This is a genomic window from Streptomyces sp. NPDC101110, assembly GCF_044759525.1.
In the GTDB taxonomy this organism is placed as follows: Bacteria; Actinomycetota; Actinomycetes; order Streptomycetales; family Streptomycetaceae; genus Streptomyces.
On sequence record NZ_JBIVZM010000020.1, the window covers coordinates 57,820 to 83,337 of the forward strand.

General features: G+C 72.6%; 21 protein-coding genes. 12 read left to right on the forward strand and 9 right to left on the reverse strand.

Annotated features, from left to right (window positions below):
- Positions 1–16: 16 nt before the first annotated feature.
- The 3 genes from ACIQU3_RS34405 to ACIQU3_RS34415 form a co-directional block, all read right to left on the reverse strand.
- Complete coding sequence (locus ACIQU3_RS34405; protein ID WP_403739649.1) at positions 17–1,282, reverse strand: ABC transporter substrate-binding protein; 1,266 nt, start codon at positions 1,280–1,282, stop codon at positions 17–19.
- A gap of 243 nt (positions 1,283–1,525) precedes the next feature.
- Positions 1,526–2,773 carry an ROK family transcriptional regulator gene (locus tag ACIQU3_RS34410; protein WP_403929539.1) on the reverse strand — a complete coding sequence of 416 codons (1,248 nt, stop codon included), beginning with the start codon at positions 2,771–2,773 and terminating at the stop codon, positions 1,526–1,528.
- A gap of 206 nt (positions 2,774–2,979) precedes the next feature.
- On the reverse strand, positions 2,980–3,648 hold the full coding sequence (locus tag ACIQU3_RS34415; protein WP_403929542.1) for an ANTAR domain-containing protein: 669 nt from the start codon (positions 3,646–3,648) through the stop codon (positions 2,980–2,982).
- Between the two features lie 228 nt (positions 3,649–3,876).
- Here ACIQU3_RS34415 and ACIQU3_RS34420 point away from each other — a divergent pair, with 228 nt between their 5' ends.
- Positions 3,877–4,227 (forward strand): helix-turn-helix transcriptional regulator, encoded by a 351-nt coding sequence (locus ACIQU3_RS34420; RefSeq protein WP_403739640.1) that lies wholly within the window; start codon positions 3,877–3,879, stop codon positions 4,225–4,227.
- A gap of 84 nt (positions 4,228–4,311) precedes the next feature.
- On the opposite strand, the gene ACIQU3_RS34425 is transcribed toward ACIQU3_RS34420, so the two are convergent.
- A complete protein-coding gene (locus ACIQU3_RS34425; protein WP_403929545.1) occupies positions 4,312–5,568 on the reverse strand; it encodes a D-arabinono-1,4-lactone oxidase in 1,257 nt (418 codons plus the stop codon).
- Between the two features lie 175 nt (positions 5,569–5,743).
- On the opposite strand from ACIQU3_RS34425, the gene ACIQU3_RS34430 reads away from it, so the two are divergent.
- The 6 genes from ACIQU3_RS34430 to ACIQU3_RS34455 all read left to right on the forward strand — a co-directional run bounded on the left by ACIQU3_RS34430 (position 5,744) and on the right by ACIQU3_RS34455 (position 13,441).
- Entirely contained in the window at positions 5,744–6,751 is a 1,008-nt protein-coding gene (locus tag ACIQU3_RS34430) for a hydroxyacid dehydrogenase (RefSeq protein ID WP_403929547.1), read from the forward strand.
- A 206-nt stretch (positions 6,752–6,957) separates the two neighbouring features.
- Positions 6,958–8,286, forward strand: coding sequence for a radical SAM protein (locus ACIQU3_RS34435; protein ID WP_403739632.1), 1,329 nt, complete (start codon positions 6,958–6,960; stop codon positions 8,284–8,286).
- Positions 8,287–8,520: 234 nt separating this feature from the next.
- A complete protein-coding gene (locus ACIQU3_RS34440; protein WP_403739629.1) occupies positions 8,521–10,014 on the forward strand; it encodes a cellulose binding domain-containing protein in 1,494 nt (497 codons plus the stop codon).
- A 209-nt stretch (positions 10,015–10,223) separates the two neighbouring features.
- On the forward strand, positions 10,224–11,330 hold the full coding sequence (rsgA, locus tag ACIQU3_RS34445) for a ribosome small subunit-dependent GTPase A (protein WP_403739626.1): 1,107 nt from the start codon (positions 10,224–10,226) through the stop codon (positions 11,328–11,330).
- Between the two features lie 204 nt (positions 11,331–11,534).
- Positions 11,535–12,950 (forward strand): DNA-3-methyladenine glycosylase 2 family protein, encoded by a 1,416-nt coding sequence (locus tag ACIQU3_RS34450; protein ID WP_403739623.1) that lies wholly within the window; start codon positions 11,535–11,537, stop codon positions 12,948–12,950.
- Positions 12,947–13,441: a methylated-DNA--[protein]-cysteine S-methyltransferase gene (locus tag ACIQU3_RS34455; protein ID WP_403739619.1), complete on the forward strand. Its 495-nt coding sequence runs from the start codon at positions 12,947–12,949 to the stop codon at positions 13,439–13,441. Before ACIQU3_RS34450 ends, ACIQU3_RS34455 begins: the two co-directional genes overlap by 4 nt.
- 11 nt (positions 13,442–13,452) lie before the next feature.
- Here the strand turns inward: ACIQU3_RS34455 and ACIQU3_RS34460 are convergent, their stop codons facing one another.
- Entirely contained in the window at positions 13,453–13,935 is a 483-nt protein-coding gene (locus ACIQU3_RS34460; RefSeq protein ID WP_403739617.1) for a DUF456 domain-containing protein, read from the reverse strand.
- 209 nt (positions 13,936–14,144) lie between these two features.
- Here ACIQU3_RS34460 and ACIQU3_RS34465 point away from each other — a divergent pair, with 209 nt between their 5' ends.
- Together ACIQU3_RS34465 and ACIQU3_RS34470 are read left to right on the forward strand one after the other, a co-directional pair.
- Positions 14,145–16,139 carry a protein phosphatase 2C domain-containing protein gene (locus tag ACIQU3_RS34465; RefSeq protein WP_403929550.1) on the forward strand — a complete coding sequence of 665 codons (1,995 nt, stop codon included), beginning with the start codon at positions 14,145–14,147 and terminating at the stop codon, positions 16,137–16,139.
- Positions 16,140–16,205: 66 nt separating this feature from the next.
- Positions 16,206–17,948, forward strand: a complete 1,743-nt coding sequence (locus ACIQU3_RS34470; RefSeq protein ID WP_403739615.1) for a pyruvate dehydrogenase — start codon at positions 16,206–16,208, stop codon at positions 17,946–17,948.
- Between the two features lie 7 nt (positions 17,949–17,955).
- Here the strand turns inward: ACIQU3_RS34470 and ACIQU3_RS34475 are convergent, their stop codons facing one another.
- Complete coding sequence (locus tag ACIQU3_RS34475; RefSeq protein ID WP_403739612.1) at positions 17,956–19,569, reverse strand: helix-turn-helix domain-containing protein; 1,614 nt, start codon at positions 19,567–19,569, stop codon at positions 17,956–17,958.
- A 189-nt stretch (positions 19,570–19,758) separates the two neighbouring features.
- Here ACIQU3_RS34475 and ACIQU3_RS34480 point away from each other — a divergent pair, with 189 nt between their 5' ends.
- Both ACIQU3_RS34480 and ACIQU3_RS34485 read left to right on the forward strand, forming a co-directional pair.
- Positions 19,759–20,382 carry a hypothetical protein gene (locus ACIQU3_RS34480; protein WP_403739609.1) on the forward strand — a complete coding sequence of 208 codons (624 nt, stop codon included), beginning with the start codon at positions 19,759–19,761 and terminating at the stop codon, positions 20,380–20,382.
- Between the two features lie 427 nt (positions 20,383–20,809).
- On the forward strand, positions 20,810–21,292 hold the full coding sequence (locus ACIQU3_RS34485) for an ATP-binding protein (protein WP_403739606.1): 483 nt from the start codon (positions 20,810–20,812) through the stop codon (positions 21,290–21,292).
- Between the two features lie 57 nt (positions 21,293–21,349).
- Here ACIQU3_RS34485 and ACIQU3_RS34490 read toward each other — a convergent pair whose 3' ends face one another.
- A complete protein-coding gene (locus tag ACIQU3_RS34490) occupies positions 21,350–22,390 on the reverse strand; it encodes a DUF2637 domain-containing protein (RefSeq protein ID WP_403739603.1) in 1,041 nt (346 codons plus the stop codon).
- A gap of 327 nt (positions 22,391–22,717) precedes the next feature.
- Positions 22,718–23,569, reverse strand: a complete 852-nt coding sequence (locus ACIQU3_RS34495; RefSeq protein ID WP_403739600.1) for a (2Fe-2S)-binding protein — start codon at positions 23,567–23,569, stop codon at positions 22,718–22,720.
- A gap of 176 nt (positions 23,570–23,745) precedes the next feature.
- Here ACIQU3_RS34495 and ACIQU3_RS34500 point away from each other — a divergent pair, with 176 nt between their 5' ends.
- Positions 23,746–24,603, forward strand: coding sequence for a GntR family transcriptional regulator (locus ACIQU3_RS34500; RefSeq protein ID WP_403929553.1), 858 nt, complete (start codon positions 23,746–23,748; stop codon positions 24,601–24,603).
- A 124-nt stretch (positions 24,604–24,727) separates the two neighbouring features.
- On the opposite strand, the gene ACIQU3_RS34505 is transcribed toward ACIQU3_RS34500, so the two are convergent.
- A complete protein-coding gene (locus ACIQU3_RS34505) occupies positions 24,728–25,495 on the reverse strand; it encodes a hypothetical protein (RefSeq protein WP_403739594.1) in 768 nt (255 codons plus the stop codon).
- Positions 25,496–25,518 lie beyond the last annotated feature (23 nt).

Below are 25,518 nucleotides of genomic sequence, written 5' to 3' on the forward strand. Positions count from 1 at the left end.
TGGTCCGTCCCGCGGCCTATCCGAACAGCTTCTTGAGCTCGCGGTTGACGGCCGTGTCGCAGCGGTCGAGGGCCTTCTCCGGGTCCATGTTCTTGCGGACGCAGTTGGCGAAGACGTCCTCGAAGGCGGTGCGCATGGCCTGGGTCCAGCCGATGTTGTCGAAGTGCCCGAACTCGTTGAACAGGCGGACGCCCTCGGCGGCGTTGCCCGACTTGAGCTTGGTGGCCTTCTGGGCGATCGAGGTGCGCGGCGGAATGTGGAAGCCGTAGGAGGTGGCCCAGTCCTCCTGGTAGTCCTTCTGGTCGATCCACAGCCACTTGACGTACTCCTTGGCCGCGTCGACGTCCTTGCCCTTGGCGTTGACGAACATCGACCAGCCGCCGTTGTAGACCGACGGCTTTCCGGAGTCCGTGACCTTCGGGAAGGGGAAGACCCCCCAGTCGTCGCCGAGTGCGTCCTGGATCGCGGGCATCGCCCACATGCCGCAGAACTGGATGGCGCACAGACCCTGGTTGAACGAGGAGGGATCCCAGGACTCGGTCGGAGCGCCGAGGAGGAGGTTGCCGCTGGTGAACAGCCGGCGCATCTTCTTCAGGCCCTCGACGACGCCGTCCGTGTGGTAGGCGATCTCGTTCTTCTCGTCGAGGTGCTGCGCCCCGGCCGACCAGATCAAGGTGTCGTTGACGCTGTGCAGGTCGTTGCCCATGTACAGGCCCTTGACCTTGCCGGTGGTGAGCTTGGCGGCGGCCTCCATCAGCTCGTCGAGCGTGGTCGGCACCTCGACCTTGGCCTTCTCCAGCATCGACTTGCGGTAGAAGAAGAACTGCGGGTCGTCGATCATGCGGACGCCGTATATCTTCCCGTCGACCGTGTGCGACTTGATGTCGGCCGGGTTGAAGTCGTCCTTGACCGGGTTGACGAGGTCGCTCAGGTCGGCCACCTGGCCGCTCTTGATGAGCTGGATCTGCGGGTGGAACTCGAAGAGGTCCGGCGCGTTCTTGGTGAGCAGGGCCGAGAAGAGCTTGCTCTCGTAGTCGGCGCTGGTGATCCACTGCGTGGTCACGTTGGCGTCCTTGTACGCCTTCGCGTACCGCTTGACTGCCTGCTCGGTGCCCGCCTCGCCGTACGCGTGGAACATCTGCACCAGGTTGGTGCCCGAACCGGACCCACCGCCGCGGCCGTTGTTGCCGCCACACGCGGCGAGTCCGCCGGCGGCGGCCAGACCCATCGCGGCCCGCAGTACGTTCCGGCGGTCCCAGTTCATGTTGCTCGATGCCGACATGCTGACGTCCTTGTCTCGAGTGTGGCTGCGGCTCTGCGGCTCACTGCCTGATGGCCCACGGCCCGTAGGCGCGTGCCAGGTGGCTCAAAGAGAGGTGCGGTGCGGGACGCTAGAGCTTCGGCTAAGGCTTCGGCAAGGGGTTGGACGAAGTCTGTGCGAAGCGTTGTGTCCGGTTCGCCATTTCGAACAGGTGGGGGGAGTGGAGGAGTTGGCCAACGGGTCGGTTTCCCGCGTTGGCTCCCGCTACGAGGGCGGGGCGGTGGTGCGGCTCCTCACGGGGGCAGTGCGTTTGCCGTTCTTCTGCCCGACGGTCTGCAGTGCGCCTTCGAGCGCGAACGTCGCCGCGCCGAGGCACACCGGGTCGGTGGGGATCGGGGAGAGGACGACTTCCGTGGCGGCCAGCGGCCGTGGCAGCGCGTGCCGGGTGACGGCCTCGCGCACCTCGTGCAGCAGCGGCTCGCCCAGGGTGCGGGCGACCCAGCTGCTCAGCACGACGATCTCGGGGTTGAACAGGTTGACGAGGTCCGCGACGCCGGCGCCCAGATAGCGGGCGGTCTCGTGGACGACCCGGCGCGCCACGGGGTCGTCCGCCGCGACCCCGCGGGCCAGGGCGTCGATGGTCGCCGTCTGGTCCTCGGCGTGCAGCAGCGCGCTGCCGGGGTCGAGTTCGCGCAGGTTCAGCATGATGCCGCGCGCGCCGACGTACGTCTCCACGCATCCGTGGTTGCCGCAGCGGCACGGGCGGCCGTCCAGCACCATCGTGGTGTGGCCCCACTCGCCGGCGCTGTTGCTGACTCCGCGGTGCAGTCCGCCGCCCAGGACGAGACCGGCGCCCACGCCGGTGCCCAGGTTGACCACCACCGCGTTCCCGCGTCCGCGCGCGGCCCCGAACCACAGCTCGGCGACCGCGCTGGCGCGCAGCGGGTTGTCCAGGTACAGCGGATAGGCGATGTGCTCGGTGAGCAGGTCGAGCAACGGTACGTCGTGCCAGTCCCAGTTCGGCGCGTACTCGGAGATGCCGGTCGCGCGGTCGACCTGCCCCGGCACGCTCACCCCGACCCCCAGCACCCGGGCGCCCTCGATGCCGGCCTGCGTGACGACCGAGCCCACGGCGGTGGCCACGTGGCCGACCACGTGCTCGGGCAGGCTCTCGCCGGGCCGGACGTCCTCCTCGGCCCGGGCCAGTATGTTCAGTCCGAGGTCGAACAACTCGACGTGGACGTAGGTCTCGGCGATGTCGACGCCGATCAGCGCGCCGCCCGAGGTGTTGACCGCCACCAGGCCCCGGGGGCGGCCGCCGGCCGAGTCCTCGAAGCCGACCTCGGTGATCATGCGCAGGTCGAGCAGCTCGCCGACGAGGGTGGCGACCGTCGCGAGGCTGAGGCCGGTGGCCGCTGCCAGCTCCTGCCGGGACGTGGGCGACTCCGCGATGATCTGGCGCAGCACCTCGTAGCGGTTCGCGGTGCGGATGTCACGTGATGTGCGCTTCACCGGGGTGCCCCATTCCTTCCCAGACCGGCCGGGCCGGGGTCGACGTCGGCACCGGCGCGGCGCAAGGCTATGGGCTGCCGGGACTTTCGACAAGGGGTTTGGAAAGGGGCTTTATAAAGTGCGCGCCTGGTGAGGGACGGTGGTGGCCCACCGTGGCCCGCCCATCATGCCTCAGTGCGGGGCCGACGGCCCCCGGTGTGCCGGCCTCACTCCTCGGCGGGAGCACCGGCGGGACCGGCCGGCGCCTCGCCCGGGCGGCTCGCGCCGGAGACCGCGGCGGACAGCTGTCGCCGCACCGGTTCGGACAGCGTCGTGCCGCGTACGGTGCCCACCAGGTCACGGGCCAGGTCGTGCAGTTTGGTGTTGGTGTTCTGCGAGGTCCTGACCAGCACGCTCCAGGCCGCCTCGGGGGTCAGGCCGAAGGAGGCCATCAGGATGCCGCGGGCCAGGTCGATGGTGGGCCGGGTCTGCATGGCGCGCCGCAGCTGGGTGACTTCGGCCCTCAGGTCCTGGCCGTCCTCCTGCGTCGGGGACGTGCCGGACGGGGCCGGGGGTGCGGTGCCCTCCATGGGGAGGGAGTCCGTGAAGAGCTCCCGCATGCCGGTCAGGTCGAGAACGCGGTCGACCGCCACGCCGCAGGACCGGACGGTGACCGACTTGCCCTGGCCGACGGCGCGGTCGTGCAGGTCCAGCAGGGCGTCGAGGCCGGAGCAGTCGCAGAACCCGATGGCGTCCAGACGCAGGTCCAGGCCGCCGCCCGACAGGGTGAGCAGGTCGTACAGCTCGGGCAGCAACCGGCGGCTTCCCAGGTCCAGTTCACCCCAGATCGTCACGGCCATCCGGTCGCCGTCCGGAACGACGTCCATGGTCGCCATGCAGGGCGGGATCGCCGCCGGCGCACTGTCGGAAGCCGTGGGTGCTACCTCTTCCGGTGTGTGAGACCGCGCAGAGCACGCAGGCTCGGGCATGGCCCTGTTCTCCCTCGTCCGTTCGCCTTGCCTCCGCTTCCAGCGTTGCGTCTCTACCCCATGCACGTCAATCAATACATGAAACGCCGTACGTGTTTTTGGGTGCGTGAATGTTCTGTCGCTAGAGTCGGGGGCATGGATGGAGTGCCCGAGCCACACACCGGATGGACGTTCCTCACCAACCATGCCCGCGTGCTGGCCGCCATTGCCGACAACCACAGTGCCCGTATCCGGGACATCGCGGCTCACTGCCGGCTCACCGAGCGGGCGGTGCAGAAGATCATCGCGGACCTGGAGCAGGACGGGTACCTCTCCCACACCCGGGAGGGCCGCACCAACACCTACCGGATCGACCCCGGCAAGGTGCTGCGCCACCCCGCCGAGGCGGGGCTGACCGTGGCGTCCCTGATGTCCCTGCTCGTCAAGGACGAGGCCGACCGCGCCACGACCTCCGTCACCCGCGGGCACCCCCACGCCGCGACCTGACCGGCGCCCGCCCTGCCATGGACGGCGGGTGAGCCGCACGCGCCGGGGCCACCGACATCCGGTCCGGCGGCGCCCTTCCTTCGCCTACGCCTGCGCGAGCACCTCCCGCACGAAGGCGTTGGCGAACTTCCCCCTCGGGTCGAGCTCCTGCGTCAGCGCCCGGAAGTCGCCCAGACGCGGGTACGACTCACGCAGAGCGGAGGCGGGCAGCGTGAACACCTTCCCCCAGTGCGGGCGGGCCCCGAAGGGTGCCAGCGCCGCTTCGACCCGCCGCACCACCGGAAGGACCGCCCAGGTGTCCTCGATCCAGGTGAAGTGCGCCGCGACGGTGTCCCGTCCGTAGGAAGGGCTCAGCCACTGGTCGTCGCCGGCGACCGTGCGCACCTCACAGGTCTGCAGGACGGGCGCGACGCTCTCCCGGATCGCGTCCAGTGCGTGCAGCATCTCCACGGCGTGCCCGCGCGGCAGCAGGTACTCCGACTGCAGCTCCGCCCCGCTGCTCGGCACGAACTCCGCCCGGAAGTGCGGCAGTCGCCGGTGCCACGGCCCCGGCACCCCGAACTGCTCGGTGCAGTTGACCGCGGGCATGCCCGGCACCGGGTGCATCTTCTCCGTCGCGGGAGCCGCCCAGGGGAACGCGGGCAGTGGCTGGTCCGTTCGCCGCTTGAGCCACACCTGCCCGAATCCCGGCTCGCGCCAGTCGGTGAACAGGCTGACGCTGTACCCCGTGGCCATCACCGTCTCGAACACCCCGGAGTCCAGGCCCTCCAGGGGCAGGCCGGTGAACACGTGCTGCTCGACCTCGTAGGCCGGCTCCAGGTCCAGGGTGAGCGCGGTGACGACGCCGAGCGCGCCCAGTGAGGTGACGGCCCCGCCGAACCGTTCCTCGTCCCGCCCCACGGTCAGCACCGAGCCGTCGGCCGTGACCAGCTCCACCTCGCGCACGGACGCCGAGAGCGGACCGTTGAGGACGCCCGAGCCGTGCGTGCCGGTCGCGACCGACCCGGCCACCGAGATGTGCGGCAGGGACGCCATGTTGTGCAGCGCCAGCCCCTGCCCGTGCACCCGGCGGGCCAGTTCCGCGTAGCGCACACCGCCGCCCACCCGGACCGTCCGGGCCACCGTGTCGATCTCCACCTCGGGGGGCAGGTCCGCCAGCGACAGCAGGACGCCCTCGGGTCCGGGCTCGGCGATCTCGTTGAACGAGTGTCCGCTGCCCAGGACCCGCACCCGGTCGCTCTGTGCGACGAGGGCGCGCACCGCGGCCGGCGAGTCCGGCCGGTGCAGCTCCTTCGCCGCGTAGGTGACGTTGCCGGCCCAGTTGGTCACGGTCCCGTTCATCCGACGTCCTTCCCCGAGGCGGCGGGGACAGGAAAGCCCCCGCGGGAACCTACCCCCGGTCCGTTGTCGATTGCCGCCCCTGCCCGGCTCGGCCTAGGGTAGGAGTCGTAGAGAGCGTTTTCTATACGCGGTGCGGAAACCGTTCGCGAACGTCCCGAGCAGGAAGGTCACCTCCTTGAGCCGGCGCCCCCAGGCACTGTTCGCCCTGGCCGCGGAGAACGTGCCGCTGGTCTTCCCGCCCGAGGTACTGGCGCGACTGCGCGAGTCGGTCGACATCGACCCGGACCTGGTGGTCCAGGACTTCACCGAGCCGCGTGGCCTCGACGCGCTCGCCCGGGCCGAGGTCCTGGTGACCGGCTGGGGCTGCCCCCGGATCGACGGGGCGGTGCTCGACGCCGCACCCCGGCTGCGGGCGGTGCTGCACTCGGCCGGCTCCGTGAAGTCCTTCGCCACCCACGCCCTGCGGGAGCGAGGCATCACCGTGTCCTCGGCGGCCGTCGCCAACGCGCTGCCGGTCGCCGAATACACCCTCGCCATGATCCTGCTCGCCGGGAAGGACGTCCTCGCCGCCCGCGACCGGATGCGCGCCACCCGCGCCTCCACGGGCTGGGGCGTCATCCCCGGCATCGGCAACCACGGCCGCCGGGTCGGCGTCATCGGCGCCTCCCGCATCGGGCGCCGCGTCCTCGAACTGCTTCGCCCCTTCGATCTGCGGCCCGTACTCACCGACCCCTACGTCGACGAACACGCCGCCGCCGCGCTCGGCGTGCCCCTGCTGCCGCTGGACGAGCTGCTGCGCACGTCCGGCATCGTCACCCTGCACGCCCCCGATACGCCCGAGACCCGCCACATGATCGGCAGCCGCGAGCTGGCGCTCATGCCCGACGGGGCGGTACTGATCAACACCGCGCGCGGCGGCCTGGTCGACCACGACGCCCTCGTGGCGGAACTGCGCACCGGACGCCTCTCCGCCGTCCTCGACGTCACCGACCCGGAGCCGCTGCCCGCCGACTCGCCCCTCTACGACCTGCCCGGCGCCTTCCTCACCCCCCACCTCGCCGGCTCCCAGGGCAACGAGCTGGCCCGCCTCGGCCTGGCAGTCGTGCGGGAGGCGGAACGCCTGGTGGCCGGCGAGGAGCCGGCATACGCGATCGAGTGGGCGACGCTGGAGCGCGAAGCCTGACCCGTCCGCGCCGCCGCGCCCGGCCGTCGGCCCGGCGCCTGACTCGGCTCGGGTGTCCGGCTCGGCCCGGGGCGAGCCCGGTCGCCGACCCGGATGAAGAGTGACGAGCGAGACATTCTCTCGGCTCGGGGGGACCCGGTACCCGTCCCGCACGGCCGGGGGCATACCGTGAGGAGTCGTACGTCCGAACCGGGAGGAGAGACGGGATGGGCAGCCGTACCGCGCTGGTCGAGGATCTGATGGAGCGGTTCCCGCACGTGCCGCGGGAGGCCGTCTTCAAGGAGGACCTGCTCCGCGGCGGCGTCGCGTTCGACCCGTCCGCGCTCAGCGATACCGCCAACGAGGCAGCCGGCGAGGTCAAGCCGAAGTCGTACTTCATCTTCTCCTTCGACCACGGCACCCTTCCCGAGCTGGGCGAGGCCGCGCTGCGCCGCCCGCCGGAGGAGATCATCCTCACCGGCGGCCCCTACGACCTGCGCCGCACCGTCGTCTCGGTCCGGGTGAACCCCGCCTCCCCCTACCGCGTCGCCGCCGACGAGGACGGCGTGCTCGGCCTCTACCTCGACGGCAAGCGCATCTCCGACGTCGGCGTGCCGCCGATGCCCGAGTACTACCGGCACACCCTCGCCAACGGGAAGTCGGTCATGGAGGTCGCGCCGACCATCCAGTGGGGCTACCTCATCTACCTGACCGTCTTCCGGGTCTGCCAGTACTTCGGCGCCAAGGAGGAGTGCCAGTACTGCGACATCAACCACAACTGGCGCCAGCACAAGGCGGCCGGCCGCCCCTACACGGGCGTGAAGGACGTCGAGGAGGTGCTGGAGGCCCTCGAGATCATCGACCGCTACGACACCGCCAAGGCCTCCACCGCCTACACCCTCACCGGTGGCGCCATCACCAAGACGGTCTCCGGCCGTGACGAGGCCGACTTCTACGGCCACTACGCCAAGGCCATCGAGGAGCGCTTCCCCGGCCGCTGGATCGGCAAGGTCGTCGCCCAGGCCCTCCCGCGCGACGACGTCCAGCGCTTCAAGGACTACGGCGTGCAGATCTACCACCCCAACTACGAGGTGTGGGACGAGTACCTGTTCAAGATGTACTGCCCCGGCAAGGAGCGGTACGTCGGCCGCGACGAGTGGCACAAGCGCATCCTGGACTCGGCGGAGGTCTTCGGCGCGCGCAACGTCATCCCCAACTTCGTGGCGGGCGTGGAGATGGCCGAGCCCTTCGGCTTCAAGACGGTCGACGAGGCCATCGACTCCACCACCGAGGGCCTGCGCTTCTTCATGTCGCACGGCATCACGCCCCGCTTCACCACCTGGTGCCCGGAGCCCACGACGCCGCTCGGCAAGGCCAACCCGCAGGGCGCGCCCCTGGAGTACCACATCCGTCTGCTCCAGGCCTACCGGCAGACCATGGAGGACTTCGGCCTCTCCTCGCCCCCCGGCTACGGCCCGCCCGGCGCCGGCAACGCGGTCTTCTCGGTGAGCTCCTTCATGGACAGCCTCCCGGCAGACGCGCCCACCGCCGTTTGATAACGCTTCGATGACAACGCCCCTTATGGCGACACGGCGTTGAGTCACAGGGCGGCCGCACCCGTATGGCACTCCGAGACCGGAGCCAGGGGTGCGGCCGCCCTGTCGTGATATCTGAACAGGGCGCTTGTCAGTTGTGTGGGAGGCGTGAAAAGCTCTTGCACTGCCGCGAGGTTCCCCCCAACTCCAACACCGATGTGGTGAGTTGACCTCGCTCGTGGATGCAGGAGACTCATGCCCGACCTGCCGACCCCTCAGGACGCCACCGAGGCCGCGCTGTTCTCCGAGTGCTGGGACGCGGTCCTCGCGTACGCGGACCTGTGCACGTCCGGTTCCGCGGCCGCCGCTCAACTGGGCCGCGAGGCGTTCGCGCACGGCATACGCGAGGCCCGTGACGCAGAGAACGGCCCGGTCCGCGGCACCGGCCGCCGCCCGGCCCGGCTGCCCCGCATACCCCTGCTGCTGACCTCCGTGCGCACCACCGCCGCGGCCTGGGAACAGCAGGGGCAGGGTCACAAACTCGACCCCGACCTGCGCCTGTGGCTCAATTCGGACAAGGCCGCCCGCTACACCGGCCCGCCCCTGCAGCGCCCGCTCGCCCTGCGCGGGCTGCGCGATCTGCAGCAGCCCGACGCCGAACTGCTCTGGTTCGCCGAGGTGGAGGCGCTGCCGCTGTCCCTGGTCGCCCGCCGCCTGGGACTCGATCCGGCCGGCGTCGCCGAGGAACTCCAGCAGGTGCGCACCCTGTTCCGGGACCGCTGCCACCGCAACCACCTCGACACGCCGATGGACCCCCAGTGCCGCAGCTATGCACGGCTGCTGGACGCCGTCACCCGCTCCTCCGCCGCCGAGACCCCCGGCGATCTGTCCCGGCACCTCGCCACCTGCGTGCAGTGCGCCGAGGCCGCCGCCTGTCTGCGCCTGCACGGCGGGGCCCTGCCCGGGGCGCTGGCCGGCGGGGTGATCGGCTGGGGCGGCCTCGCCTACCTGGAGCGCCGCCGCCGCGCCGCCGAAGTCCGGCTCGGCGCCGGCCGGCCCGGCTCCGCGGACAAGCCGGCCGGGGAACCGGAGGACGGCGAGCACAAGGCCCACGTCGCCCGCAACGGCCTCCTCGTCGCCGCGGTCCTCGTTTCCGTCCTGGCGCTCGGCGTCTCCCTCATGCCCTTCGGCGGCGACGGCGACGACCTCGGCGCGCGCGGCGGCGTCGACCGCCAGCCCGTGGCCGACAGCGCACCGCCCCTGCCCTCCGCCCCGTCCCTGACACCCGCGACCTCGAAGCCGGCCGCCGACCGGACCACCCGGCACACCGAGCAGCCGGAGAAGTCAGCAAAGCCGGACGACGACCGCCACACCGAACCCCAAGGCACCTCCTCGCCCACCGGCCGGACCGAACCCGACGAGAGCGCGGACCCCCTCTGCCGCGTCGAGTACGACCTGGTCAACCAGTGGCCCGACGGCTTCCAGGCCACCGTCACCGTCACCAGCACCCGTTCCCTCGACTCCTGGCGCGTCGCATGGTCCTTCCGGGACGGACAGCAGGTCGGCCAGATGTGGGACGCCTCCGTCGCCCAGGACGGCTCCCGCGTCACCGCTGCGGCCGCCGACTACAACAAGAAGGTCCCCGCGGGCGGCGACTTGTCCTTCGGCTTCCTCGCCTCCTGGCGCGGCAAGAACTCCCCGCCGTACGCATTCGAGTTGAACGGCCACGCCTGCGCGAAAAACAGTTGACGAACCCGCGCCGGGGCGGGATATCGTCACGTCGGTTCCGCGCACACCGTGGTTCCGTGAAGACCGAGAGCCGAGCGAGGAGGAGGTGTCGACCGATGGCTGTCATTGCGATGGGCGCTGCCCGCATCCAGTCCATGAAGTCCACCTCCGTGGCCGCCGGCTGATCCGACCGACTGTCGGACCGGGGGCCGACCTCGAAAGGGTCACCCTTGTCTTCCTCCTCTGCTTCATCCGTTTCCTCCGCGCTCGCTCCCTACGGCTGGGACGAGTCCTGGGCCGAGGCGTTCGCCCCGTACGAGGCCGACGGGCTGCTGCCCGGCCGGGTCGTGCGGGTCGACCGCGGACAGTGCGACGTCGTGACCGCCGACGGGCCGCTGCGGGCCGACACCGCGTTCGTCACCCCGCACGACCCCCTGCGGGTGGTGTGCACGGGTGACTGGGTCGCCGTCGAACCCGGCGGGAACCCGCGCTACGTCCGCACCTGCCTGCCGCGCCGTACCGCCTTCGTCCGCTCCACCTCCTCCCAGCGGTCCGAGGGACAGATCCTCGCGGCCAACGTCGACCACGCCGTCATCGCCGTGTCCCTCGCGGTCGAACTCGACCTCGGGCGCATCGAGCGCTTCCTCGCGCTCTCCTGGGAGTCCGGGGCCCAGCCCGTCGTCGTCCTCACCAAGGCCGACCTCGTGCCGGACGCCGTGACCCTCGCACACCTCGTCCAGGACGTGGAGACGAGCGCGCCCGGCGTGCCGGTCGTGCCTGTCAGCTCCCTGGGCGGAGACGGCCTCGACGTGCTCGCCGCGATCGTCGGCGGCGGGACGTCGGTGCTGCTCGGTCAGTCCGGCGCGGGCAAGTCGACACTCGCCAACGCCCTGCTCGGCGAGGACGTCATGACCGTCCAGGCCACCCGCGACGTCGACGGCAAGGGCCGCCACACCACCACCACCCGCAACCTGCTCGTGCTGCCCGGCGGGGGCGTCCTGATCGACACCCCCGGGCTGCGGGGCGTCGGCCTGTGGGACGCCGAGACCGGCGTCGGGCAGGTGTTCTCCGAGATCCAGGAACTGGCCGAGCGGTGCCGCTTCCACGACTGCGCCCACGAGGCGGAGCCCGGCTGCGCGGTGCTGGCCGCCGTCGACAGCGGTGAACTGCCGCACCGGCGGCTGGAGAGCTACCGCAAGCTGCTGCGGGAGAACCAGCGCATCGTCGCCAAGACCGACGCCCGCCTCCGGGCCGAGATCCGCAAGGACTGGAAGCGGAAGGGGGCGATGGGCCGCGCCGCGATGGAGGCGAAGCGGGGCGCCCACTGGCGCTCGTAACCCCCGCGCGCCGACTGTCGGCCCACGTGCCTGCTGCCGGGCCCGCCTCGCGCCGTGTGTGCGCTGCCGGCCCCGCGTCGGGCGGTGCCTGCGCTGCCGGGCCCGCGTCGCGCCGTGCGTGCGGCTGCCGGGCACCGGGCCCCGCTCGATCGTGGTGTCCGATTTCCGCCAGCGGCCGGTCGGCCGCCGGCGGAGACTGGACCCGTGACACACCAGGGAACGGACGAGGACACCAGGTACGAGGCCGTACGCAGCCGCGACGCCCGTTTCGACGGCGTGTTCTTCTTCGCCGTCGAGACGACCGGCATCTACTGCCGGCCCAGCTGCCCCGCGGTCACCCCGAAGCGGACCAACGTACGGTTCTTCACCACGGCCGCCGCCGCGCAGGGTTCCGGCTTCCGCGCCTGCCGGCGCTGCCGCCCGGACGCCGCGCCCGGCTCCGCCGAGTGGAACGTCCGCGCGGACGTCGTCGGCCGGGCCGTGCGACTGATCGCCGACGGCGTCGTCGACCGGGAGGGCGTCGCAGGTCTCGCCGCACGCCTCGGCTACAGCGCACGGCAGGTGCAGCGGCAGCTCACCACCGAACTCGGCGCCGGGCCGGTCGCCCTCGCCCGGGCCCAGCGGGCCCACACCGCCCGGGTCCTCGTGCAGACCACCGACCTGCCGATCACCGAGATCGCCTTCGCGTCGGGCTTCGCCAGCGTGCGGCAGTTCAACGACACGATGCGGGCGGTGTACGCGTCGACGCCGAGCGACCTGCGCGCCGCCGCGCCGAGGCACGGCCCGGGCCGCCGCACCGCCACCCCGAACGCCGGCATCCCGCTCCGGCTCGCCCACCGCGGCCCCTACCGGGCCGGACCCGTCTTCGACCTGCTGGAACACGAGGCCGTACCCGGCATCGAGGAGGTGAGCGGCCCAGCCGGCGCCCGCACCTACCGGCGCACCCTCCGCCTCCCGTACGGCACCGGCATCGTCGCCGTGGACGAACGCCCCGGTGCCGCCCGGACGGGGCTCGGTGCCCACCCGGGCGGCTGGCTCGACGCCCGGCTGCACCTCACCGACCCGCGCGACCTGACCACCGCCGTCCAGCGGCTGCGGCGCCTGTTCGATCTCGACGCCGACCCCTACGCCGTCGATGAGCGCCTCGCCGCCGACCCGCGGCTCGCACCCCTGGTCGCCGCCCGGCCCGGGCTCCGCTCGCCGGGCACCGCCGACCCCGAGGAACTCGCGGTGCGCGCCCTGGTCGGCCGCACGGAGGCCGAACGGCTCGTACGCCGCTACGGCAAGGCCCTCGACGCCCCCTGCGGGAGCCTCACCCACCTTTTCCCCGAGCCGGCCGTGCTGGCCGGAGCCGAGCCCACAGGCACCCTCGGCGCGCTCACCGCCGCCCTCGCCGACCGGGCCGTACGCCTGGACCCGGGCGCCGACCGGGACGCCGCGCGGGACGCCCTGACGGCCGTGCCCGGACTGGACCCCCGTACCGTCGCCGAGATCCGCGCCCGCGCCCTCGGCGACCCGGACGTGGCCCCGCCCGGCCTCGACGCACCCGACAGCTGGCGCCCCTGGCGCTCGTACGCACTGAACCACCTGCGCGCAGCAGGGGAGTGGGAGTCCCGATGACCTGCCCGACGTACTGGACGAGTGTGCCCGGCCCCCTCGGGCCGCTGCTCCTCACCGCCGCCCCGACCGGCGAGCTGACCTCGCTGTCGGTGCCCGGCCAGAAGGGCGGACGCGAGGTGCGGGACGACTGGCGGCGTGACCCCGGGCCCTTCCGGGAGGCCGAGGAGCAGCTCGCCGCGTACTTCGCCGGGGAACTGAAAGAGTTCCGCCTGGCCTGGCGCACCGACGGCACCGCTTTCCGTGAGAAGGTCTGGGCCGCGCTGGACGACATCCCGTACGGCTCGACCACGACCTACGGCGAGATCGCCGCGCGCATCGGAGCCCCCCGGGCCGCCGTGCGGGCGGTCGGCGGTGCGATCGGCGCGAATCCGCTGCTGGTGGTCCGTCCGTGCCACCGGGTGATCGGGGCGGGCGGCGCGCTGACCGGCTACGCGGGCGGCCTGGACCGCAAGGTACGGCTGCTGACCCATGAGGGAGTGCTGCCGGCCTGACGGCCGCCGGCTCAGCCCCAGACGACGGCGCCCACCCAGGCCGCCGCGATCAGCTGGCAGGTGAACAGCTCGGCCAGGATGCTCGAACCGCCCGCGCGCATGACCGTGCGCAGGGCGGCCACCGCGTCGGCGTGACGGCCGAGGCGGAACCGTTCGAAGAGGTAGACACCGGCGAGGAATCCCGGGATCGCGCCGGCGACGGGGATCAGGACGAAACCCAGGACGGAACCGGTGCCGGCGCAGGCCAGCATGCGGCGGGTGGTGCGGTTCATGCGCAGCCGGCGCGGTGGCAGCGCCCAGCGGACGGCCTGGGAGAGCAGCAGCAGGGCCGTGGCCCCGACCAGCACCCACCATGCGACGGGCTGCGGGTCCTTCAGCGCCCACCACATGACCGAGGCCCACACCAGCAATGATCCCGGCATGGCGGGCAGCAGCACTCCGCACAGTCCGAGCAGGATGACCAGCCCGACCAGCAGGAGGTCCCACACTCCCATCTGACCAGATTGCCGGAACACCGGAGAACACGCAGGTCAGAAGCGTGCCCGGGCTCCAGATCCGCAGGTCAGCCAGCCGCTGCGGGCCGGGCCGGCCTTTCGTACGACCGTTCCATGGCTCACTCGACGTGCCGTTCACCGCCCCTCGGTGGGCCGGTTTTTTCCGCAAGCCCCGTTTTCATCCCGCTCGTGCGGTGGACAATCAGGGCATGAGCCAGCAGGGGGGAAGGCCCACCGGTCGCGAGGACGACTGGTGGAGGGAGTTGTACGACGACTCCACCGACGACACCGGCCCCGGGCCCGCGCGGGATTCCCTGGACGACCGGTTTGCGTCGGCGTCGGGGGCGGTGGGGGACGACGGGGCCGAGAAGCGAGCCGGCTCCCCGGACGGGTCGGCGGCGCGGCCCTTCGGTACGCAGCCGGTGGTCCCGGCGCCCCGGACCGGAGCCGACGGCGTGCTCGACCCGCCCCGCCCGCCCGGCCGGCCCCGGCAACGCGCCCCCTGGGAGCCGCCACCGCAGGGCCCCACGGAGCCGGTGAGCTTCCCGACCGCACAGCAGCTGCCGCCGCGGCCCGACCGGACAGCTGCCGACCCACTCCCGGGGGAGCGACCAGCTCCCACAGCCCCGCCGACCGACCCCCGCGCGTCCTCGGCGGAAGCGGCCCCGCCTGTGGCCGCCCCCCGCGCGTCCTCGGGTGAGCGGCCGGGCGAGGCCGCCCTGCCTGCGGGTGGCTCCCGTACGTCCTCGGGTGAGTGGCCGGGCGAGGTGGCGCCGCCTGCGGGTGGCTCCCGTACGTCCTCGGAGAGCTCGGAGCAGGCGCCCGACCCGCAGGGCCCCGACGGGCGGGCGCCCCGGGTTCCGCCACCTCCCACGGCCCCTCCGGCCTGGCCACCCTCCGGGGCCGCCCCGGCTGCGGGAGCCACCCCGGAGGCTCCGGCCTCCGAGCCACGCGCGTCCGGGGCGAGCCGGCCCGAGCCGGGCGGAGCTGCCTCGCCCGCTGCGGCCGACTGGCCGCCCGTGCCGCCGCCTCCGCCCGCCGACCCCTCCGGCCGGTCGTCCGCCCCTGCGGGGCCGGTCGTCCAGGCGCCCGTACCGCCTCGCCCCGCCGAGCCGCCGACCGCGGTCCCGCAGCCCCAGGGCACGCCGTCAGCGCCCGCACGCCCCGCCGAGCCGCCCTCCGCGGTGCCGCAACCGGAAGACACCTCGTCGGTACTCGAGCGCCCCGAGCCCGCCCCCGGGGCCCGTGGTCACGTCGGTACGCGGCCGCCCACCTACGACGCCGAACCCACCGCTCTCCCGGCCGCCGATCCGGACGACCTCGACGATCTCGTCGCGGACACCGTGCTGGACGGGGCCCGGTACGGGGCCTGCACGCTGCGGGCCGTGTCCCTGCGGGGCGACTCGGCGCGGTACCGGGGGGAGCCCCGCAGGGATTCGCTGCTCACCGCCCGGTTCGGAGTGGGGGAGCGCGCGCTGCTGCTGGTGGCGATGGCGACGGGGGCCCGGGCCACTCCGGGGGCGCACCGGGCCGCCGCCGAGGCCTGTCACTGGATCGGACGAGCCGTCGGACGCAGCCACGCCCGGCTGGTCGAGGACTTAAGGGACGCCCGGCGCGGCGACCTGAAGTCCGGGCTGCACCGGCTCACCGACCGCAGCCTCGGCAAGCTCCGGGCCAGCGCCTCCGAGCAGGGCGTCGCCCCCGAGGAGTACGCGGCCGGCCTGCGCTGCCTGCTGCTGCCCGCCGACCCCCAGTGCCGCACGCGGGTGTTCTTCGGGGTGGGGCCGGGCGGACTGTTCCGGTTGCGGGAGGGCGAGTGGCAGGACATCGAGCCGCAGGTCACCGAGGTCAAGGGCGAACCCGTCCTGGGCTTCGGCTCGCCGCCCTCCGAGACCCCCGAGGGCGACCGGCTCACCATGGACTTGGGCATCCCCACCCCGCCAAGCCCGTACGAACCGGCCCCGGAGCCGCCCCGCGAGCCCTTCCGCTTCCGGGCCTCCGTCGCCCGCCCGGGTGACACGCTCCTGATGTGCAGCGCCGGCCTCGCCGACCCCCTGCGCGGCGAACCCGAACTGGGCGAGTACCTCGCCGAGCGGTGGTCCCGCCCCGACCCGCCCGGCCTCGCCGCGTTCCTCGCCGACTCCCAAGTGCGGGTCAAGGGTTATGCAGACGATCGTACGGCCGCCGCGGTGTGGGAGGCGTGAGCGCGAGCCGTGTGACTTGATGGAACCCGGAGGGATCCCAGGAGACCGAAGGGGCAGACGAGAGCCATGGCCAAACAGAACGTCGCGGAACAGTTCGTCGACATCCTGACCCGCGCCGGGGTCAAACGCCTCTACGGAGTCGTCGGCGACAGCCTCAACCCGGTCGTCGACGCCGTCCGCCGCAACTCCGCCATCGACTGGATCCACGTCCGGCACGAGGAGACCGCCGCCTTCGCCGCAAGTGCAGAGGCGCAGATCACCGGCTCTCTCGCCGCCTGCGCCGGTTCCTGCGGCCCCGGCAACCTCCACCTCATCAACGGCCTCTACGACGCCCACCGGTCCATGGCCCCGGTCCTCGCCCTCGCCTCGCACATCCCCTCCAGCGAGATCGGCCTCGGCTACTTCCAGGAGACCCATCCCGACCGGCTGTTCGCCGAGTGCAGCCACTACAGCGAGATGATCTCCAGTCCGCAGCAGATGCCGCGGCTGCTGCAGACCGCCGTACAGAACGCCGTCGGACGCAGCGGCGTCAGCGTCGTCACCCTGCCGGGTGACATCGCCGACCGGCCCGCACCGGAGAAGGCCGCCGAGACCGCCCTCGTGACCTCCCGCCCGACGGTCCGCCCGGGCGACGCCGAGATCGAACGCCTCGTGGAGATGATCGACGAGGCCGGCAAGGTCACCCTCTTCTGCGGCAGCGGCACCGCCGGAGCGCACGCCGAGGTCATGGAGTTCGCCGGGAAGATCAAGTCCCCGGTCGGGCACGCCCTGCGCGGCAAGGAGTGGATCCAGTACGACAATCCCTTCGACGTGGGCATGAGCGGACTGCTGGGATACGGCGCCGCCTACGAGGCCACCCACGAGTGCGACCTGCTGATCCTGCTCGGCACCGACTTCCCCTACAACGCCTTCCTCCCCGACGACGTCAAGATCGCCCAGGTCGACGTCCGGCCCGAGAACCTCGGCCGCCGCTCGAAACTGGACCTCGCGGTGTGGGGCGACGTACGGGAGACGCTGCGCTGCCTGATCCCGCGCGTGCGGGAGAAGAAGAACCGGCGCTTCCTCGACCGGATGCTGAAGAAGCACGCGGACGCGCTGGAGGGGGTGGTCAAGGCGTACACCCGCAAGGTCGAGAAGCACACGCCGATCCACCCCGAGTACGTGGCGTCCGTGCTCGACGAAGTGGCCGCCGACGACGCCGTGTTCACCGTCGACACCGGGATGTGCAACGTCTGGGCCGCCCGCTACATCTCTCCCAACGGCCGTCGCCGCGTCATCGGTTCCTTCTCCCACGGCTCGATGGCCAACGCGCTGCCCATGGCGATCGGCGCGCAGTTCACCGACCGCAAACGGCAAGTCGTGTCGATGTCCGGCGACGGCGGCTTCTCCATGCTGATGGGGGACTTCCTCACGCTGGTCCAGTACGACCTCCCCGTGAAGGTCGTACTGTTCAACAACTCCTCGCTCGGCATGGTCGAGTTGGAGATGCTGGTCGCCGGTCTCCCGTCGTACGGCACCGCGAACAAGAACCCCGACTTCGCCGCCGTCGCCCGTGCCTGCGGGGCGTACGGCGTGCGCGTCGAGAAGCCCAAGGACCTCCCGGGGGCCCTGAAGGACGCGTTCAAGCACAAGGGGCCGGCCCTCGTCGACATCGTCACCGACCCCAACGCGTTGTCCATCCCGCCCAAGATCAAGGCCGAGATGGTGACCGGGTTCGCCCTGTCGGCCTCGAAGATCGTGCTGGACGGCGGGGTCGGCCGCATGCTGCAGATGGCCCGCTCCAACCTGCGCAACGTGCCGCGGTTCTAGCGGACCCTCAGCTGTAGGGCGTCCATGCGCGCGCGGAGGTGTCGTACACGTAGCGGGGCAGGCCCTTGATGCCGCTGGTGCGGAACGGGTGGCCGTCGTCGTCGATCCGGACCGTGCCCCGGCGGCCCTGGGAGGACCAGTCCAGCTCCAGGTACCAGCGGCAGTCGCACGCCTGGGTCCGGGCGTTGACCAGCAGCACCTCGGGGTCCCGGGCGGACACCCGGTAGGGCATGCGCACCGCCGGGATCGGCGTACCCGCGTCGCTCCCGGCGACCGCGCGGGCGATGGGCCGGTCCTTGTCCAGGTCCACGTCGAAGGAGCGCGGGGTGATCGAACCGCCGCAGCCCCGGTCCATGGCGTAGGCGTTGCCCTGCGCCGGTGCGGTCCGTCCCACCACGCGTACGCGCAGCGCCTCCAGTACGACGGCCGTGTCGGTCCGCCCCTGCACGGACAGTTGCACGAGTGTCTCGCCGCCGTGGACCGCGTTCTGCGCGGCGGCCCAGACGCCGGCGTCCTGCGGGGCAGGTGGCGGCGCCACCTGCCCCGGCGGCCTGGCGACGACGTAGTCGTGACCGCAGCCGAGCTCCCACGCCTGGGAGTCGGCCGACCAAGTGAGGGGGACTCCGGGGTCGGCCGCGTCGGCGGGCGGCGGGGTGATGCGGGCCGAGGAGGAGGGGGCGGGCTTCCTCTTCTCCGGAGTCGCGGAGGGCGAGGGCGGCTCGGCGGTGGGGGAGCTGTCGCTCGGGTTGGGGGAGGCGCTCTCGCGGTGCGGGGCTTTCGGCCCCGCCGTACCGGACGGGGCCGGGGCCGCTGACGGGGTACGGCCGTCGGCGGTCGCACGCCGCCCGTCCGGCAGTGCGGAGAGGCTCCCCAGGGCCGCGAGCACCGCGCAGGCGGCCGCGAGCCCGACGGCGACGCGTCCGCGGCGGTACCAGGGGCGGCGGGGGAGCGGCGACGCGACGTCGGCAGGGCCGCCGACACCGACGGGTCCGGCCACCGGTACCGCCACTCCGCCGGCGACCGCGTCCCGTTCGCCCTCGGGTTCCTCCGCCCCGGCGGAGGCCGGGTGTTCTTCGGCCTCGGGTGCTTTCCTCCCGGCGGTGACCGCGTCCTGTTCGCCCTCCGGTTCTTCCGCCTTGGCGGCGAGCGGGCTTTCTTCGGCCTCGGGTTCTTTCCTCTCGGCGGCGACCGCGTCCTGTTCGCCCTCCGGTTTCTCCGCCTTGGCGACGACCGGGTTTTCTTCGGCCTCGGGTTCTTCCGCCCCCGCGGCGACCGTGTCCTCCTCGGCCGGAGCCGCCGTGCTCGCCGTGCGGGGGCGCTGCCGGGCCGCCACCGCCTGCAGCCAGCGGCGGTGGAGCTCCAGACGTTCCTCCGGGGACGCCCCGCACAGGGCGGCGAAGCGCTCCACGGGGGCGAAGTCGACCGGGACCGCCTCGCCCGCGCAGTAGCGGTGCAGGGTCGAGGTGTTCATGGCCAGACGCCGGGCGAGTGAACCGTAACTGCGGTCCGTGCGCTCCTTCAGCGTCCTGAGCAGCGCCGCGAACTCCCCGACGCAGTCGACGTCGCTCCGTGCCGACACCGTTCCCCCGTCCCGCGCGTCCGACCGGGCCCGGAACGGCATCCCAGGCACCTCATATACCTGCACGTCAGAGGGGCTGGGATGGTTCCACCGTGCCGGATCGGAAGCGGGCTGTTGCGCCCTCGCGGTGGGACCGCTGATGCTTCTGGTGCCGCACCGAGCAGACCCGGGCCGACCAGCCGGTCTCGCGGCGGCATCGACCATCCACGCATTCACCCACGGGGGACACCCATGCCCAGGCACATCCGAGCCAGTGCGCTCACCGCACTCACCGTCGCCACCCTCGCGGCGGGCACGGTCCTCACGGCTCCGGCCGCAGGTGCCGCACCGAAGGCCGCCGCACCGAAGTTCCTGTCGGCGTCCCAGCTGCCGCCGCACCCCGGCTCCGCCTGGACCGCCGGCCCGGTCACCGAAGGGTTCCCGGAAGGGCTCGGCATCTGTGTGAGCACGGAGGGCGTGCCCTCCTACGACTACCGGCACCGGGAGTTCCGGACCGACCTGGACACCAGCGCCGTGCAGCTGACCGTCGTGGCGGACACAGCGGCCCTGGCCAAGGCCCTGGCGAAGCACTACGACGACCTGATCCGCACCTGCGCCGACCGCCTGGAGAAGAACGACCCCGACATCGAGGCCGAGGGCCGGGACTACGGTTCGCTGCCCGTCGAGGAGGGCGCCCGCGTCCGCGGCGTGCACACCGAGACGTCCGGCGGCTCAACGGACATCTCGCTGCTGTCCGTCGGACGCGACGGCAGGACGGTCACCGTCGTGCAGTGGGGCCGGCTGGGCGACTTCGGGGACGCCCCGGTCGCCGCCTTCAAGAAGACGACGACCACCGCCGTCAACAAGCTGTACTGACGCGCGTCCGCCGTGAGATGCGGGGCCGTCCTCCCCCCACGGGGGTGGGGAGGACGGCCCCGTACCGGTCTCGGGGGCCGTCAAGACCGTCGCACTTCAGCCAACTTCACCCGAGCACCGCGCACCCGGTGTCCTCGCCCCGGCCCTTCCCCGTGTACGCACGGATCGACAGCCGGCCGTCGGCCCATCGTCCGATCTCCGGCGGTCAGCATCCGTCCGGGGACGACGACCGGCTACCCTCTTGCCCCCCTCCCCTCCGTCGCCGTACCGCTCGGCGGCCCGCCGCCCGGGCAGCCCGCGCCGTTCCGATGGCCGAACAACCGGTCGTCGACGATCCGGCATGACTGCCGCGTTCCCGATCGGGCATGGATCCCCGTGAACGTGTTCGAGCAGGAGGGGAACCGACATCGGCGCGCGGGCGGGGGTCATGGAGAGGCAGGCACGACGAGGCGGTCCCATAGCGATCGGGGGCTTCTCGGCGAAGACGGTGGAGGACAGGACCGACGATGTCACGGAACACGATCCGGCGCCGCAGTTGAGGCGCCGACTCGGACGGGCGGACCTGCGGGCGGTTCCCGAAGCCCGCAGGGCCCTGCGGGAACTGCTCGGGCAATGGGGGAAACACGGACAGTCCGACGTGGCCGAACTGCTCACCAGCGAACTCGTCACCAATGCGATCGTCCACACCGACCACGACGCGGTCCTGACGGCCACCGTCGGACCCCGCGGACTGCGGGTGGAGGTCCGGGACTTCGTGGCCCGCAGACCCCGGCTGCGCGCACCCGTCGCCGACGACGGCACGAACGGCAGGGGCCTGTTCCTGGTGCAGTCCCTCGCGGACGCGTGGGGCGTGCGGCCGCACGGCGTGGGCAAGTCCGTCTGGTTCGAGCTGGAGGCCGGCGCGGCGTGAACGCCGAAGGGGCGCGGCCCCCAGGCCACGCCCCTTCGCCGCCGTACCGCAGCCCGGCTAACCGAACTGCTGCTCAAGGTCCTTGAGCTTGCGCTCCAGGGAGTCCAGACGCGGCAGCGCCATGGTGTCGTCCTCCGCGGTGAGGTCGACGGTCACCGCGTCAGCTCCTTTGCGCACCGGCTGAAGGGAGGGACGCGAGCGCACGGGCAGGGGCTCCGGCGCTGATATGGCAGGCTCCGCGGAGACCTGCGAGGACTCGCGCTCCACCTGCACCTCCAGCTGCCGTCCGCCACCGCGGCCGAAGTGGCCGCGGTGACCGCGGCTGATCGCCTTCAGCTGGGCCCGCTCCACACGCTGCTGGTCGCGCCGCCGCTGCCGGGTCTCGTCCTTCTTGCGCTTGTCGTCGCGCACCTCGTCGACCGCCTCGTCCAGGCTGCGCACCCCCTCCAGGAGCATCAGCGACCAGGCGCGGTAGGTCTCGCGGGGAGCCCGCAGCCAGCGCACCATACGGATCTGCGGCAGCGGGCGGGGCACCAGGCCCTGCTCCCGCAGCGCGGCACGGCGGGTCTGCTTCAGCGCGCGGTCGAAGAGGACCGCCGCCGACAGGGACATGCCCGCGAAGAAGTGGGGGGCACCCGCGTGGCCGATGCCCCTGGGGGCGTGCACCCAGTTGAACCAGGCCGCGGCGAAGGCGAACGTCCAGACCAGTATCCGGGAGCCGAGCGCCGCGTCACCGTGGCTGGCCTCGCGCACGGCGAGGACGGAGCAGAACATCGCCGCACCGTCCAGGCCGAACGGGACGAGGTACTGCCAGCCCCCGGACAGCCCGAGGTTCTGCTCGCCGAAACCGACCAGGCCGTGGAAGGAGAGCAGGGCGGCGACGGCCGCACAGCAGAACAGAAGAAGATAGGAGAGGGTGCCGTAGACGGCTTCCTTGCGTCTGCGGCGTTCCTCGCTGCGCTCCCAGGAGTCGTCCGCGCTCGTGTTCTTGACCGAGGAGCGCTTGCCGCGCGCGAGCACCGCCACCGCCGCCAGCATGCCCAGGAGAAGCACGGCGCCCGGAAGCAGCCAGTTCAGCGATATGTCGGTCAGTCTCATCTGGGTGGTCCCTTGCATCGGGAAAGGGCGTGACGCCCGCCATAGTGGCCCAATCCCATCGGCCCTCAGGGGGTTTCGGGGCAAGAGACCGCCAAGGAAGTGCAAGGAAATGCCCAGGACGGCGATCTGCTCGAACTGTCGCTTGAGGGGCGGGAGTTGAGTTCGAGCAAGACTACCCGCACGAGTGGTTCTCCGGAAAGTTCCCGTGACACGTGGGGATGATGTGAATCGCCTGCGGGTGGGCCGGCCTGTCGGCGCGCGGACGTGCGGGTGTGTGTTTCGCGACGAACTCACGGAGCGGCCCGGGGGCTCGGCGCCGCGGGTGCGTCAACCGACCGTGGCCAGCAGCTTGGTGACGCGTTCCGTGTCGCAGGTGCGCGGGCAGGTGGTGCAGGTGTCCTCCGGCCGCAGTGTGTAGAACATGCAGCAACTCGCGCGGTCCCGGGTGAGCAGCGGCTCGCCGCCGGGGCCGGTCAGCTCCCGGAACGCCGCCGTGCCGACGTACGGCTTGGCCGTGCCCGGCAGCAGCAGCTCCAGTTCGCGCATCGCGCGGCGCTCCTCGGTCTCGCCGAGCAACTGGGCCACGTACCACAGCCCTTCGACGATCTCGTCGGTCGCCATGCCCCACAGGGCGCGCCCGCGTCGGCGCATCCGGGGGCCGAAGCCGGTCAGTACCGGCTCCAGGTGCTCGGCGACCGCCGACCGCACCTCCGCCCGCAGCGCCTCCTCGTCCGGGACGACCCGGGCACCGGGCAGTGCGGCCGCCTCGTCGCCGGGCAGGCAGGCGAAGCCGGCGGGGCGGACTGCCAGGTGCCCGAGGGCACGGCCCGGGGCGGTGCGGTCGTAGGAGACATGCGTCACGGGGTAGCGGGGGACCCGGCGGTGCAGGAACCACGGCACGGTGATCAGGAGGCAGGCGGGCCATGCGTAGCGGTGCAGCCCGAAGCCGGCGACGACGTCGGGGCGGGCCTGCCGGTCGTAGTCACGCCGGATCTGGTCCACGTCCCACGCCAGGAAGCGGTCCAGGGCGGGGCCGGCGGCTGCGAGGTCGGCGGCGACCGCCCAGCCGTCGCCGCGTGGGGTCTCGTCCGTCGCGTCCAGTTCGGTGACGACGAGGCCCGGCAGGACTTCGGCCAGACGGGCGTAGGCGCCGGAGACGGCCGAGACGGGCGCAGGCATGTGATCACCGATCCGACGGGAGAAACGGAGCTATTGAAGGTAAGCCTAACCTTACCCATGATCGCCGGAAGTCGAACGGGGATTTGAACTGGGGGCTTCGGCGCTTATGGTGCTTGACGGACGAGTAACAACCCGCCGTAATGACCGCAAGTACCGATACGTCCGGAGGAGGGCCCGTGAGGCAGGGAACGCAGGGCTCTGCGGACACGGGGACTCCGTGGGCGGCCGCGGCGGCATCGGCTTCGCCGTCGCTGCCGGCTTCGGCACCGACGTCACCGGCGGCAGCGGCGGCCGGGAAACCGGCCGGGTCCGCGCGGGTGCCGCGGCAGGCCGGGGAGGTGCGCGGGGAGCACACGCACAGCGAGCCGGCCGCGCCGGTCGCTCCGCGGGCGCGGCCCGTGGTGCAGCGGGCCTCGGTGCGCGGGCAGATCCTGGACGCGTTGCGCGCCGCGCTGGTGGCGGGGGATCTGCGGCCCGGAGAGGTGTACTCGGCGCCGGTGCTCGGCGAGCGGTTCGGGGTCTCGGCGACGCCGGTCCGGGAGGCCATGCAGCAACTGGCCCTCGAAGGCGCCGTCGAGGTCGTCCCCAACCGCGGGTTCCGGGTGGTCGAGCGGGGGGTTCGGGAACTGGCGGAACTGGCCGAGGTCCGGGCGCTGATCGAAGTCCCGGTGATGCTGCGGCTGGCCCGCACCGTTCCCGCCGAGCGCTGGGCCGAGCTGCGCCCGCTCGCCGAGGCGACGGTCCGCGCGGCGTCCTCGGGCTGCCGCGCCACCTATGCGGAGACCGACCGGGGGTTCCATCGGGCCGTGCTGTCCCTGTCGGGCAACGCGCAGCTGGTGCAGATCGCGGAGGACCTGCACCGCAGGGCGCAGTGGCCGTTGGTCGGGAGCGGCCGCGGGGTGCGGGCGCGGGCCGATCTGCTGGCGGACGCACACGAGCACACGGCGTTGCTGGACGCGCTGGCCGCACGGGACCTGGCTGTGGTCAGGGCGCTGGTGGGGGAGCACTTCGCCGGGGCGGGTGCCCTCGGCTGAGCGGCGGCGTGCGCGACCCCGCGTTCTCGCAGGGGTGGGCCGGGCCCGTGCCGGGGGTGTTCGTCCTCGCGCCGGAGGCGGGCCGGATCACCGTCCGCCCGCCCCGCCCGGTAACGCCGAGCCCCTAAGCCGTCGCAGCCGGCGGTACCGGCGGGGCCAACTGGCGGGACAGCCACGTCGGTACGCCGCCGAGCAGCCGGAACAACCGCCTCGCCTCCTCACGCAGCCGCGACGCCTCCGGCTCCGTCTCCGCGTCGGCGAGGGACACCAGCGCCGGGGCCGTGCCGACGAGATAGCCCAGCTCCTCCCGGAGCCGCAGCGACTCTGTGAATCCGTGCCGTGCCTCCGCCAACTCCCCTTCGCGCAGGGCGAGTCCGGCCAAGTGGCGCCAGGTGAACGACAGCAGCAGCGGGTCGGAGTGCGCCGTCGCGCCCGCGTGGGCCCGGCGGTAGGCGGCGCGGGCGGCCTGGGGGGCACTCGTCAGGTTCTCCGCCAGCAGCCCGCGGCGGAAGTCCAGCAGCGCCCGTGCGGGAGCCCCCGGAGGGAGCAGTGCCGCCGCCCGGCCGAGCGCGGCCCGTGCCTCGTCGGCCCGGTCGCGTACCGCGAGCAGTGTCGCCGCGTAGGCCAAGTAACCGCGTTCACAAGCGGCCGCGCCCCGCTCGTCGTCGCTGTGGGCCATCGCCTCGGCCGTGCGCAGCGCGTCCTCGGCCTCCTCCCAGCCCTGCTCGGTGTACAGACACCGTTCCACCAGGAGCGACGCGCGTTGCAGCGCCGCCGCCGGCGTGGCCGGCAGGAGCAGGGCGGCCGCGTCGGCCCAGCACCCGCGTGAGCGCAGCCGCCATACCGCGGTCTGGAGGGGATCGTCACCGGCGGTCGTTCCGTTACCAGACATGGCGGTATGCGCCACGTTGCCCT